Annotated in this window: 12 protein-coding genes; 3 read left to right on the top strand and 9 right to left on the bottom strand. The window is 45.4% G+C overall.

Features of this window, described 5'->3' with window-relative positions:
- Nucleotides 1-9 precede the first annotated feature (9 nt).
- From M1K58_RS04555 to M1K58_RS04545, 3 genes are read right to left on the bottom strand one after another with little or no spacing between them, the layout of a single operon-like run.
- On the bottom strand, nt 10-864 hold the full coding sequence (locus M1K58_RS04555; RefSeq protein WP_256757471.1) for an HAD-IIA family hydrolase: 855 nt from the start codon (nt 862-864) through the stop codon (nt 10-12).
- Between the two features lie 7 nt (nt 865-871).
- Entirely contained in the window at nt 872-2,176 is a 1,305-nt protein-coding gene (locus M1K58_RS04550) for a ribonuclease H-like domain-containing protein (protein ID WP_256757470.1), read from the bottom strand.
- On the bottom strand, nt 2,173-4,458 hold the full coding sequence (locus M1K58_RS04545) for a DEAD/DEAH box helicase (protein ID WP_306220153.1): 2,286 nt from the start codon (nt 4,456-4,458) through the stop codon (nt 2,173-2,175). Before M1K58_RS04545 ends, M1K58_RS04550 begins: the two co-directional genes overlap by 4 nt.
- 316 nt (nt 4,459-4,774) lie before the next feature.
- Between M1K58_RS04545 and tlp the strand changes: the two genes are divergently transcribed.
- Nucleotides 4,775-4,996 (top strand): small acid-soluble spore protein Tlp, encoded by a 222-nt coding sequence (gene tlp / locus M1K58_RS04540; RefSeq protein WP_306220151.1) that lies wholly within the window; start codon nt 4,775-4,777, stop codon nt 4,994-4,996.
- Nucleotides 4,997-5,072: 76 nt separating this feature from the next.
- Here tlp and metH read toward each other — a convergent pair whose 3' ends face one another.
- Nucleotides 5,073-8,528, bottom strand: coding sequence for a methionine synthase (metH, locus tag M1K58_RS04535; RefSeq protein WP_256757469.1), 3,456 nt, complete (start codon nt 8,526-8,528; stop codon nt 5,073-5,075).
- A 144-nt stretch (nt 8,529-8,672) separates the two neighbouring features.
- On the opposite strand from metH, the gene M1K58_RS04530 reads away from it, so the two are divergent.
- Nucleotides 8,673-9,212, top strand: a complete 540-nt coding sequence (locus tag M1K58_RS04530) for a cupin domain-containing protein (protein WP_256757468.1) — start codon at nt 8,673-8,675, stop codon at nt 9,210-9,212.
- A gap of 91 nt (nt 9,213-9,303) precedes the next feature.
- On the opposite strand, the gene M1K58_RS04525 is transcribed toward M1K58_RS04530, so the two are convergent.
- From M1K58_RS04525 to yneA, 5 genes are all read right to left on the bottom strand, one after another.
- Entirely contained in the window at nt 9,304-9,822 is a 519-nt protein-coding gene (locus M1K58_RS04525) for a hemerythrin domain-containing protein (RefSeq protein WP_256757467.1), read from the bottom strand.
- 187 nt (nt 9,823-10,009) lie between these two features.
- Nucleotides 10,010-10,804 (bottom strand): HAD family hydrolase, encoded by a 795-nt coding sequence (locus M1K58_RS04520; RefSeq protein WP_256757466.1) that lies wholly within the window; start codon nt 10,802-10,804, stop codon nt 10,010-10,012.
- Nucleotides 10,805-10,816: 12 nt separating this feature from the next.
- On the bottom strand, nt 10,817-11,335 hold the full coding sequence (locus M1K58_RS04515; protein WP_256757465.1) for a hypothetical protein: 519 nt from the start codon (nt 11,333-11,335) through the stop codon (nt 10,817-10,819).
- A gap of 129 nt (nt 11,336-11,464) precedes the next feature.
- A complete protein-coding gene (locus tag M1K58_RS04510) occupies nt 11,465-11,653 on the bottom strand; it encodes a DUF896 domain-containing protein (protein WP_306220149.1) in 189 nt (62 codons plus the stop codon).
- Between the two features lie 124 nt (nt 11,654-11,777).
- The gene (gene yneA / locus M1K58_RS04505; RefSeq protein ID WP_256757464.1) at nt 11,778-12,179 is read right to left on the bottom strand and encodes a cell division suppressor protein YneA; all 402 of its coding nucleotides are present in this window, start codon (nt 12,177-12,179) and stop codon (nt 11,778-11,780) included.
- A gap of 159 nt (nt 12,180-12,338) precedes the next feature.
- On the opposite strand from yneA, the gene lexA reads away from it, so the two are divergent.
- Entirely contained in the window at nt 12,339-12,962 is a 624-nt protein-coding gene (lexA, locus tag M1K58_RS04500) for a transcriptional repressor LexA (protein WP_256757463.1), read from the top strand.
- Nucleotides 12,963-13,022: the final 60 nt, after the last annotated feature.

Genomic DNA, 13,022 nt, shown 5'->3' with positions numbered 1-13,022 from the left:
TCCTCTAGCTCAAAAGTTTTCTTTGTGAAGAAATTCATTCAGTAATTGCTCCAATTGTTCCGGCCCAGCACAAATCGCATCCGGTGTTACTCCGGCCGCAGCGCAGTGCTCCTGCCAGTTGCTTTCCGTACATAAGCCCGTTAGAACAAGTATTGACACACAACCCGAGTTCCGTGCAGCCGCTAAATCTGTATACGGGTTATCACCAATCACCCAAGTTCTAGCTGGCGAAGTACCACTAAGCTTTAGTGAATAATCCATGATGATAGTAGAAGGCTTTCCGATAATGATCGGCTCTACACCTGTAGCCGCTTGCAGTGAGGCTCCGATGCTCCCGGCTCCAGGAAGAAATCCTCCGTCTACCGGAAGAAGACGATCTGGATTCGTCTGAACAAAGACGGCTCCGTTTAATAGATGCTTCACGGCAATACGGATTTGTTCATATGTCAGCTTGCGATCCAGACCCTGCACAACTAGCTCAGCCGGTTGCTCATTGGTATTCTCGTCTAGAACATTCAGACCTGCATTCGTCAGAGCTTCATGCAAGCCTTTCTCTCCAATAACATAAGTATCGGTTCCCGGATGTCGCGACTTAACATAATAGGCGGCTGCCACAGCGGATGTGACGATTGCTTCTTCACTTGCCGGTATTCCCATTATGGACAAGTGCTCCACCACTTCAATCGGTGTTCGAGTTGAATTGTTCGTTACGAAAAGACAAGGTATTCCTTGACGCTGTAATCCTTCAATTAAGCGATCTGCCCCCGGAATCTTTTCATTGCCAAGATACAGCGTTCCATCCAGGTCGAACAATAACGCTTCAGGTGCTGGGTGTTCCTTAATCGAATTAAGGTGCATGGTCATGATGCGCTTACTCCTTTTCGCGAGACACTTTATGACGAAGCCTAGCGACTCTGTGCTGGATCGCTTCTTTCTCTTCTTTACGCTTTGCTAAGTCACTCATTAACCTAGCTCTTCGAAATACGAGTTCCAGCGCTTTCTCTGCATAATTTAATGCGGTTAACAACTGTTTGTCTCGATGTTCGTAGTAAATAGCCAATTCCACATGGGCAGCTATTTTGGGTGTTGAGGACTTTTCCGCTTTGACGGCTGATCTTCTCCATATCGGAAGCGCCCGCTCATGCTGACCTGACCGCTTGTATCTCGCTGCCAGTGCCAGGCTCCATCCTTCGCCTTCGCTGGAATCCTCCATATCGCTTAGTACAGAGAATAATTGTTCTGCATATTCCGTGTTCCCATGCTGCTCTAACCAGCAAGCGGTTCGGAATAGCTCCTCTCCTTCTTGTGCCTCTATCGCTTCACGACTCATCATTTCGCTAAGCAATAATCCAAAATGCACCGAAAGCGAAGCTAAAGTAAGAATGTCTTTCTCATTGTGGGAATACACCCCATGCAAATGACTCGCGTTACCATCACTCAAATATTGAAAATATAAAGCCGGCGCTAACGATCCCGGCACATCTTCGCCTCTCTGAATGCCTAATCTTGCTTCTTCAACGACACTGAGCCGACAAGAAGGCAGGGTATTGCGCCATAACGCACGAGAAGGATGAAGAAAATCGAGATGTCTTGGCTCCTGACTGCTTCGACGCCAGCCATTCAAGATAAACCGATTCACTAACACCGGCCAATCGAATGTTCTTCCATTATAGGTAACCAGATGCGTCTTGTCTTGCATATGGCCAAGTAAATAGGTCAGCATCGCTTTCTCCTCGCCGGGGTGACGAATAAGAGTTTGTTCGACGACGAAAGCTTGCTCGGTATAATAACCAAATCCGATCATGAAGGGGACGTTGCCCGTGCCAACTCCTAAACCTGTCGTTTCCGTATCTAGGAACAACAGCCGGTAGGGATCAATCTTATCCTCGGGGCTCTGGGTTTGCTGATTCTGACGTAAAGTAATCGGCTGCAGATAAGAAGCACAAGAGAGCAAATTCTTCAGATCGTATTTCCCATATTGATAGGGCAGCGGGTACTCTATTCGCCTCAATAGAAACTGCCCACTCTCATTATGCTGCAGCTCAACCCCAATGTGAAGAAAGTCGGGCGACAGCACCGGTTCATCTCCAACAGATTGTTGAGGAGCATCCGAAGTAACCTGCTCTACGGATTCCGTTGCCCGAAGTCTACTAAGCCTCTCCCTAAGTCCACTCATGAGCTCTCCCTCGTCACTTGCAGCAGAGATAACGCCAAATCCTTACCGAGTAACCCAACCTCTTCTATCGGCCCTACACAAGCGGGACAGCCGCTCAAACAGCCGCAGCCCACAATTAATCGCTGCGCTTCTGCTAGCAATTCGTCATGCTTCTCGTACAAGCGTTGGCTAAGTCCAATACCGCCAGGATATCGATCATAGAAATAAATCGTGGGCCGCTTCGTGTGTAACGCCTTTACTTGCGGCACGACGCGAATATCGAGCGGATCACACATCAGATGGAGCGGTGCAAGATGAATGAGGACGTTAGCGAGACCAAGCAAAGCCATTTGCATATCATTTGCACTTCTCTTACCCGACTCATCCCCGGAAAAAGAAAACCAATAGCCACTTGTATGCAAAATTTCTTCCGGCAGATGGATCGGTCCTGAGCCTACATTTTCATGCGTTCTTAAGCGAATTTTTTTGAAAATCGTGGGTTTGGCCATGACCGTAACTTCCCCGTATTGCCGCTCCAAAGGACCAGATGTTGATTCCAGATCTACGTGCAGGACTTTCAATTCCACCGCCATGCTCGCATCCGTGAAATAATCCACATTCACTTTGCGTACATAGGCTTTTTTCTCCGGATAGTCCAGCTTCTCTACCTGATATTGTACTCCTTCGTGAAGGTATATCGCCTCTTCATGGATTAGGGTTGGCGCGCTGAATCGATCTACCTCACCGATGACCCTGTGGCCTTCCGTCTGATCGATAATGACGAAATTCTCCTGAGCCGCTGAACGCAGCGAGATGTTGTGAGCCGGAAAAGCTTGTTCCATCCAATACCACCGATTGCCGACGCGATGCAGAACCTTCTCTTCAGCGAGAAATTCGAGCAGATCCGTTAGCTTCTCCCCGCCGAATGTATCATGTGCTTCAAAGGGAAGCTCATATGCCGCACATTTCAGATGGTCGAGTAAGATAAGTAGATTATCGGGATGAATTCGTGCTTCTTCAGGAGGACGCCCAAGGAAATAGTCCGGGTTCTGAATCAAATATTGATCAAGTGGATTGCTGCTCGCAACTAAGAACGTTACGGAGCTACCCAGTCTTCGCCCTGCGCGTCCCGATTGCTGCCACGTGCTCGCAATCGTTCCTGGGTACCCGTTCAGGACGCAAGCTTGAAGCTGCCCAATATCAATTCCCAGCTCAAGCGCGTTCGTGCTAACGACCCCGCGGATTTCGCCGTTTCGTAAGCCACGCTCAATCTCTCGACGCAGCTTTGGTAAATAACCGCCCCGATAGCCACGGATAGATTTCGTGCCTAATTCTTTCTTAATAGAATCTTGCAAGTAAGTGAGCAGAATCTCCACTCTTACACGGCTACGAGCAAACACGATCGTCTGTATACCGCTTTTCAGTAGCATCGTCGCCAGCTTCTGAGACTCTAGCACGCTGCTACGGCGAATACCAAGCTGCTTGTTTACAACCGGAGGGTTGTAGAACACCATATGTCGCTCACCAGTTGGAGCTCCATTATCATCGACTAGAGCAACGTTCTCCCCAATCAGACGCTCCGCATGCTCCTGCGGATTGCGAATGGTCGCGGAGGCACACAGAAATTGCGGCTCGCTGCCATAGAATCGACAGATCCGCTTCAATCTCCGAATAACATTCGCTACATGACTACCAAATACGCCGCGATAGGCGTGTAATTCATCTATGATAATAAACTTTATATTTTCGAATAGCTTAACCCATTTCGTATGATGCGGCAATATCGCGGAATGCAGCATATCTGGGTTTGTGACCACTATATGTCCTGCATTGCGAATCGCTTGACGTACGGTTGGCGGTGTATCCCCGTCATAGGTATGCGTCTTAATGTCGACTTCCATGAGGTTAGCCAGCTCCTGCAGTTCCGCCACCTGATCCTGAGCCAATGCCTTCGTAGGAAATAAATATAATGCCCTGGCACTCTCATCCTCTAATAGCTTTTGAATAACAGGTAGGTTATAACAAAGGGTTTTACCTGATGCGGTTGGTGTCACTGTTACAACATGGTGACCTGCAGCAACTGCTTTGTAGGATGCCGCTTGATGTGTGTATAAATCCGTAATCCCTTTCTGTTGTAGCGCATGAGCAAGCTTCGGATGCACGCCCTCAGGTAACTGAGCTGTGCGCGCCGGACGAGCTGGCTGCGTATGCCAGTGTGTCACGTTTTCCATCAACTCTGGTTTACTTCTCAGCAGCTCAAGCCACTCATCTACCGATTCCGTTTTTTCAGTCCACGGGTTCATGGCAGTTCTCCTAAATTCGTAATACTCTTATTGTACAGAATACATGTTCGTACGGCAACGGGAGTTCAGAATCGCCATTCGACAAATCCTCGCTATCCCGTTTTAAATATTCTGACAATTCGCAACAATAGGGCCCATTGCGACAATTGGTGTCGGCTCCTGCGCTTTCCCGGGAATTAATTATTACCCAAATAATCAGCTGTCATCATCACTGGAATATAATCTTTTTCTGCCTCTGCGCATAGAGAGCTTGATTTGGAACCATACTACTCGACGTGTTAGTGGGCTCTAAATAATTGGACTAGGAGTGATATACATGGCAAAACCAGACGACCGCTCGGACAATGTAGCGAAGCTTCAAGATGCTGTTCAGAATACGATTGAAAACCTTGGGGAATCCGAGCATTATCTTGACGAGCATTCCGTGGAGCTAAGCCCTCAGGAAACTCAAACACTCACTAATAAAAATGAAAAGCGCCGCGAAGCAATATCAAGCTTAAAAAGTGAAATCGAAGACGAAGCTAACGTTCAAGAGTAGTTCCTGTATCCCCATAAAAAAATCCCCGAATGAACAAACCTACTCGGTTATTCACTCGGGGATTTTACATATCTAATTACACTTTCTCAACGTTGAAATATTGCGCTTCCGGATGTGCGAATACCATTGCCGATACGGATGCTTCGGGCTCCATCATGAATCCCTCAGTCAGCTCAATTCCGATATCCTCTGGCTGCATAATCTCGAACAATGGGCCCTGATCCTCCAAGTCTGGACAAGCAGGGTAACCGAACGATACCCGTATGCCTTGATAACGAGCACCAAAACGTTTCTTCATCGTCATGTCCGCTGGATCTGGAAAGCCCCAGTTATCTCTCATGATTTGATGTACACGTTCAGCGAGGCCTTCTGCGACTTCCAATGCAGTAGCTAGCAATGCATGGGAGCGAAGGTAATCACCGTTTTCCTTCCATTTCTCCCCTTGCTCACGCGCTCCTTGACCTGCAGTTACGACGAGAAATCCAACACTGTCCATAATTCCGCTCTCTACGGATTTCAGGAAGTCCGATAAACAGAGGAACGGCTCCACTTGCTGACGAGGGAACGAGAAGCGTTTCAACTCGCGAGTAACATCCTTGGGATCATAGATGATAATATCATTGCCATCCGATTGAGCTGGGAAGTATCGATACATGGCCTGAGGATTCAACCATCCCTGCTCTTTCGATTGCATGAGAATATCGTCAACCGTTTCCTTCAGATTAACCGTCCTCTCGTCACCCGCTGCAAGAAGCTCTTCTACGTTTCCTTTTAATCCAAGGTGATGACCAAGCAGCATCTGCATGTTCACATATGGGATAACGTGAGAGATAGGATAATCACGCAGGACATGCCTGTCGTAATCCGGTGGTGTAAATACAGGGGCATCCGCTGAAATCTTCGAGCTACGTGCTCTAACTAACTCAGGAAGCTCCTTCGCCGGTTTATCCGCTTCTTCAGCCAATTGTGCTTGCGCAGCCCAATGTTCTTCGATAATACGAGCACGATGTCCTGGATCACTTAATTTGTTCGCGATATCTAGTCCATCCATTGCATCCTTTGCATATAACACAACTCCGTCATACTCGGGAGCGATACGATTTTTAGTAAATTTACGTGTGAGCGCTGCTCCCCCAACGAGGATCGGTGCATCGATTCCCGCTGCGCGAAGATCTTGTGCTGTAATAACCATCTGCTGTGCAGATTTCACGAGTAAACCTGATAATCCAATTGCATCTGGATTTTCTCTGCGGGCGGCTTCGATAATTTGATCAGGCGGTACTTTGATTCCAAGATTTATGATTTTGTAGCCATTATTAGACAGAATGATCTCGACCAGGTTTTTACCGATGTCATGGACATCACCTTTTACCGTCGCGAGCATGATTTTACCTTTAACCGCCGATTCATTTTTCTGCATATGCGGTTCCAGCTGTGACACTGACGCTTTCATAACCTCTGCGCTCTGTAATACCTCTGCTACGATTAGCTCATTGTTGTTGAATAACCGACCTACCTCTGACATACCCGTCATAAGAGGTCCATTAATGATATCCAGCGGTGCATATTTACTTAGAGCTTCGTCGAGATCTGCGATCAGTCCATCCTTGGACCCTTCTACTACATATCCGGAAAGACGCTCTTCCAGAGTAAGGTTGGTCAGCTTCTCTTTCTTCTGGATCTTCTTATCCCGGAATGCGGCAACGAATTCAGCTAGTGTCTCGTCGTTTGTATTATAAATCAGATTCTCGGCCAAACGGCGTTCTTCTTCTGGAATTGAAGCATAACGTTCCAGCTTCTCAGTATTAACGATGGCGTAGTCCAGTCCCGCCTTCGTACTATGATACAAATACACGGAGTTTAGAACTTCCCGACCGGCATCAGGCAATCCGAACGAAATGTTACTAAGTCCAAGTATCGTCTTGGCACGCGGATACTTCTCCTTAATCATGCGGATACCTTCAATTGTTTCCACCGCTGAACCTATATATTGCGGGTCACCCGAGCCAACTGGAAACATGTTAGGGTCAAAAATAATATCATCGGGATTCATGCCGTATTTATTAACGAGCAGCTCATAGGAACGGGTTGCGACTTCCATCTTAGCTTCCCTGGACACGGCCTGACCGCGTTCATCGATCAGTATACAAACGACCGCAGCTCCATAACGATGAATCAGCGGGAGAATTTGCTCGAATTTAGACTCCCCGTCCTCAAGGTTAATAGAGTTAATAATTGCTTTTCCTTGCGAAAATTTAAGACCCAGCTCAATGATATGATCATACGTGGAATCGAGCATAAGTGGGACTTTAATCTTCTTCGTCACCATCGGAAGGAACTGATTAACCGCATAAGCTTCGTCGATATCCGTATCCTGCAAGTTAATATCGATGACATGCGCCCCACCTTTAACTTGGGCACGAGCGATATCGGAAGCTTCGTCGAACTTCCCTTCCTGAATGAGACGCTTGAACTTCCGGGAGCCCGAAATGTTCGTTCTTTCCCCGATCATGATTGGACGATTATCCTCTTCAATGTAAACCGTCTCAATACCTGAAACTGCTGGAGGATGCTCACCTTCAATTTTACGAGGTGCTATGTCATTCATCACTGCAGCCATTGCAGCAATATGCGCTGGCGTTGTACCGCAGCAGCCGCCAGCAACGTTAATCCACCCCTGCTCTGCGAAGCCCTTCATCTTCAAGGCGAGCGATTCCGGAGACTCGTGGTAGTTACCATTCTCATCCGGAAGACCCGCATTCGGGTAACAGCTTACCGCAGAGTTGGCAATGCCAGATAACGTCCGGATATGATCGCGCATGAATTCAGGTCCAGTTGCACAGTTCAGCCCAATTGAAATTGGATTTAGATGCTCTAGTGAAATATAGAAGGATTCGATATTCTGACCAGCTAGCGTCGTTCCCATCGGTTCTATCGTACCGCTGATCATGATAGGAAGCTCTTGGCCCATTTTTGTAAAGGCTTGGCGAACACCTATGCTCGCAGCTTTAACATTAAGTGTATCCTGACAAGTCTCAATTAGAATACAATCGACTCCGCCTTCCATGAGTGCAACGACTTGCTCCTCATAGTCTAGAATCAGCTGGTCAAAAGTAACGCCACCGGTTACCGATAGGGTTTTCGTCGTTGGTCCTAATGCACCTGCTACGAATCGAGGTTTGTCTGGTGTTGAGTATTTATCACACGCTTCACGTGCAAGCTTGGCCGCCACAAGATTGATCTCTCTTGCTTTCTCCGGGATATCATATTCCATAAGAACAACAGCAGTCGCACCGAAAGTGTTCGTCTCGATGATATCTGCGCCTGCTTCTAGGTAAGCTTCATGTATGCCTGAGATAACATCAGGTCGAGTGAGAACAAGGATTTCATTACAGCCATCGAGATCATCGGAGCCGAAATCGTCAGCTGTTAAATCTGCTTGTTGGATCATCGTGCCCATAGCGCCGTCCATAATTAATATTCTAGAATTCAAAGCCTCTTGCAGAGACGGTTTAATATGCGATAAAGTCATAACTAGATCTCTTCCCCTATCTGTCAAATCATTAAACTTTATAGTACCAGAACTCTCACAGAACGAAAAGGTATGGATCGACAGCTTTGTGGAATTGTTCTATAATTAATACAATAATTCATATTGGGAAATGAGGAATTGACGATGGCAGAAATTCGTATCCGCAATACTGACGAACGTATTTCGAATCAGGAGGAAGTTCTTTCCTTTCTAACAAAACAAAACGTACTGTACGAACACTGGGATATGAGCAAGCTTCCTGAGCACCTTAATAACCATTTTACACTTTCAGACGACGATAAGAGCTTGCTTCTCTCTACCTTTGATACCGAAATTCGTGATCTTGCGGGTAGACGTGGATACAAGGTTTGGGATATCGTTGCCCTTTCCGAAGCGACTCCAAATTTGCCGGACATCTTGAAAAAATTCGAGCAGGTGCATACACACACAGAGGATGAAGTGCGTGCAATTACTGCAGGACGCGGGATCTTCATCATTAAAGGTGACGAGCAAACCGGATACTTCGATGTTGAACTGAGTGCCGGAGATGTTATCTCCGTACCCGAAGGCCAACCACACTTCTTTACTTTAATGGATAATAAGGCAATCGTTGCTGTGCGCCTCTTCATCGAGCCAGCTGGCTGGGTTGCTGATCCGTTTGAAGATTCCAGCTTTGTGAAGTAATTGCTGTAAGGATTTCACCAAGTATAATGAATACGTACAACAAAGAAGACACCTTTATCTAGCGAGGTGTCTTCTTTGTTATTCATATCGATCACTTTTCGTAAATACGTGGAAATAAAACGTTGTTCTCTATCTGGATATGTGCAAACATTCGAGTCTCCAGCTGCCTAAGCTTATTGTATGTTAAAACATAAGTTTGGCAGGCATGTGGAGGCAATGTGTAATTGGCTGTGGTCAATCGTATTTGTTTAAGAACAAATATAAAATAACTATGTGCTGCAACTAATCTATCAATGGATTGTTTAGCTTGTTTTAGAAATTCAGATGAATTTGTTTTTTCATAATCTACGATCGTGGGAAAGATCTGTTCCTCTTCTTCGTATAAATGCTGTTCTAACTCATTCTTCATGAGCTGATATAATCGGTGTAAGTCAATGAGTTGCTTATCCCGATGTCCATGTATTTGAACAATTTTCGTGATGCACTCACTTAAGTACGGAAGCTCGATTCTTAGAAAAAGATGGTGCTCGAGCATAATATGGTTGATAAGATACGCCAAAGATTGTTTATTCCCTTCTTTCGCCGTAGCTCTCTGTCTCGTTTCAATCATTTAAGTCGCCTCCTGTTCTATTTTTAGTTTATATTAAGTTATACGTCTGGTATGTGATTAATTTCACAACAAATGTGACAGAAATGAATCATATATTTACTCTTAAAAAACAAAATCGATAAAATTTACAAAGAGGCTTCCCAAAAGCTTATTTCACTTTTGGAAAGCCTCTCAATAGCTATAGTTGTTATTTCAATTTATTAAGAAGTTCAGGAAGCTCAGTCAAGCTCTTGATTTCGTACGATGGAATAATCTCATCATTGCGAACTGCATCATGACGATTAATCCAGACGGAAGTCATCCCGATGGTGTTCGCACCAAGAATGTCAGTCGTAAGCTTGTCCCCCACCATTATACCCTCTTCTTTTGAGATACCGATTTGTTCAAGAGCGTGCGCGAACAAATTGGAGGAAGGCTTTCCTTCTCCGAAATTACCGGAGATGACAATCGAATCGAAGTAAGGAATAAGATCAGGCATCCCATCCAGCTTTTCCTGCTGCAGGTCCGGAGAGCCATTCGTCAGAAGAAGGAGCTTGTAAGAGCCCTTAAGCTCATCTAACACGGAGAACGTTTCCTCATATACATACTTTAGCTTGCGACGTTGTGCTGGGAAAAATTCCGCCAGCTCCTGACCAAGCTGCGGTTTATCAATACCTAGAGCGGCTAATCCTCTAGTCCATGCATTCACTCGATATTCTGGAGCTAATTGCTGCAGCTTGCGGAACATCGGATGCTCACCGCGTTCGAACTTACCCCATAAAGCTTCAAACGGGTTGATCCCAATCATCTTCGTAAACTCATAGGTTTCATACGTTTCGTAAATAGCTCTAGCTTCGCGGCGTACCGATGCTTCAAGCTCATCTTCATTTACTCCTGTAGTTTGTGCAGCCATTTGGCATGTCAATTTAAATGCCTCGTTCACGCTGCGATCATCCCATAACAATGTATCATCTAAATCAAATAGAACGGCTTTGACCGACATTGTGCTTTCTCCTCACTTTACCTTTACTTCGAATTCGACATTGTGTAATTCGGAGTACGTCTTTAATCTTTCCGTCATAGCTTCAATCGGATACCGATTCATGACTCGTGAGAACACCCAGTTTGCACCTTTAACGGACTCAACGATAACATAACCAGGTTGAATCGTAAATTTGCGAATATCAGTTGGTCGTAATGTTTTGTAGCCAGTGAATTTACGAGTTTCAAGCGTATCACGTGAAACAGCGAGATAAGGTCGACGTAAATAATAGAACAATGCGAGCACGACATAACAACAGATCGTCACCCAAAATAGCGTTGGATCCTGCAGGAAATTATCTGACCAAGGTTGGGCTAATGTCACGTAAAAAATGATTAACGCGAGCAGCAATATTGGGACGATAAAATTCCGACCTTTGAACCGGTCAATTTGCGGAGCGTTAGGACTAATCCCCTTTTTGCCATCTTTCTTGCGACGCTTGTTAATTGTTTTAGAATTTTTCAACACCATACGTTCCCATGAGCGGGACATAAGCTTCCTCCTCTTTATGCAACAACCGTTCTACATCTGAGTAGCGATTTGTTGTCAACTCTATGTAACAAATGGTGCAACGCCAGCATTGTGAAATAATTCTTACAATGCCAGCGCTGCGACTTGTTATTAGTGCTTAATGGTTGGTTCGTCCACGATCTCAATACGATCTAATTCAGAGCGGAAATTTTGTTTGAAAATTGCAATATATTGCCGACGGAGAGTATCACGTTCTTCCACTTCGCTCTCGCTCAATCCATCGGTTTTATTTTTACGAGATAACTCATTAATTCTTTTAATGATTTGTTCCATTTCCATGTCCGTTTCACTCCCCTTTCATTACAACCTCTACTTTGCCATTTTCGCTAATAGGTTGTCAAGAAAAGCAGACAAGCAAAAAAAGACCGGGAGTGACCGGTCTGGTAATATTGTAAGATATAGGCTATGGCATCAAGCGACTTGGAATAATAAGGGTCTGACCAACCGTCACCTCGGACGTTGTTAGCCCATTGCGTTGTTGTATTGCATGAACAGCTTGACGAGTATCCATAGAATCCTTCTTATGCGCTCTTGCAACTTCCCATAATGTGTCCCCGCTATCAACGGAAATAACCAGCTCGTTACCCGTTGCAGGAGTGACCTCATCAGAAGAAGCGAATGTATGTACAATCGTAAATCCACTGAATAAGATAAGAAATGCGATTATGAAAAATACGCCTCTAGCAAGCTTCAATTGATGCCGTATAGACGCAAGCTTCTTAAAAGTACTTCCTGACTTAAAAGTAGCAGATTTACGTATAGAAGAAACAGGAGCAGAACTAGCCGTTACCCATGAATGCACCATTATCGTCACCCCAAACATTTGTTCTGGTTTCATCCTAACACGAACATATGTTCAAGTCAACAAAAAAAGAACATCTGTTCTGTCGAACGAATGTTTGTGCGAACTCGAGTTCTGTGCTATAATTTGTCATCATGAGCTAATACATAGGGAGGGTTTGGCGTGTCAAAGATGTCTAATCGCCAGAATTCCATACTAGAATTCATTAAGAACGAAGTTAGAGAGAAAGGGTATCCCCCTTCTGTACGTGAGATTGGTGAAGCCGTAGGACTTGCTTCCAGTTCAACTGTACATGGTCATCTGGATCGACTGGAGAAGAAGGGCTTGATTCGCCGCGATCCTACTAAACCACGTGCAATCGAGATTCTCGGAAGCGATGAAGATAACGTCTACAGAATATCGTCCTCCGTCCGCCAAATCCCTCTACTCGGGAAAGTTACTGCGGGCATTCCGATCACAGCAATGGAAAATATCGAAGAATATTATCCAATACCGGTTGGTATGGTTGGCGATCAACCCGCATTCATGCTTTCCATAATGGGAGACAGTATGATCGAAGCTGGCATTCATAATGGAGATTATGTTATTGTCCGTCAGCAACCTACCGCTACTAACGGTGATATCGTAGTTGCGATGACGGAAGAGAACGAAGCAACTGTAAAAACCTTTTACAAGGAAAAGGATCACATTCGACTACAGCCAGAAAACGCAAGCATGGAGCCTATCCGGTTACACAATGTGAGCATTCTTGGTAAGGTCATCGGATTAATTCGTTCTTTTAATTAAATGATTCAAACCCAAAAAGGCTGCCACTCAGACATTGGTCTGAAAGGCAGCCTTTTTATT

The organism is Cohnella sp. WQ 127256 (assembly GCF_024519285.1).
Taxonomy (GTDB): domain Bacteria; phylum Bacillota; class Bacilli; order Paenibacillales; family Paenibacillaceae; genus Cohnella.
This window is presented reverse-complemented; position numbering and strand designations above follow the sequence as displayed.

What these genes read in the sequence shown, in the direction of transcription:
- M1K58_RS04515 (WP_256757465.1), bottom strand. Translation starts at nt 11,335, where the DNA reads ATGTCCCGCTCATGGGAACGTATGGTGTTGAAAAATTCTAAAACAATT.
- M1K58_RS04530 (WP_256757468.1), top strand. Translation starts at nt 8,673, where the DNA reads ATGGCAGAAATTCGTATCCGCAATACTGACGAACGTATTTCGAATCAG.
- M1K58_RS04555 (WP_256757471.1), bottom strand. Translation starts at nt 864, where the DNA reads ATGACCATGCACCTTAATTCGATTAAGGAACACCCAGCACCTGAAGCG.
- M1K58_RS04550 (WP_256757470.1), bottom strand. Translation starts at nt 2,176, where the DNA reads ATGAGTGGACTTAGGGAGAGGCTTAGTAGACTTCGGGCAACGGAATCC.
- yneA (WP_256757464.1), bottom strand. Translation starts at nt 12,179, where the DNA reads ATGGTGCATTCATGGGTAACGGCTAGTTCTGCTCCTGTTTCTTCTATA.
- tlp (WP_306220151.1), top strand. Translation starts at nt 4,775, where the DNA reads ATGGCAAAACCAGACGACCGCTCGGACAATGTAGCGAAGCTTCAAGAT.
- M1K58_RS04525 (WP_256757467.1), bottom strand. Translation starts at nt 9,822, where the DNA reads ATGATTGAAACGAGACAGAGAGCTACGGCGAAAGAAGGGAATAAACAA.
- M1K58_RS04520 (WP_256757466.1), bottom strand. Translation starts at nt 10,804, where the DNA reads ATGTCGGTCAAAGCCGTTCTATTTGATTTAGATGATACATTGTTATGG.
- metH (WP_256757469.1), bottom strand. Translation starts at nt 8,528, where the DNA reads ATGACTTTATCGCATATTAAACCGTCTCTGCAAGAGGCTTTGAATTCT.
- M1K58_RS04545 (WP_306220153.1), bottom strand. Translation starts at nt 4,458, where the DNA reads ATGAACCCGTGGACTGAAAAAACGGAATCGGTAGATGAGTGGCTTGAG.
- M1K58_RS04510 (WP_306220149.1), bottom strand. Translation starts at nt 11,653, where the DNA reads ATGGAAATGGAACAAATCATTAAAAGAATTAATGAGTTATCTCGTAAA.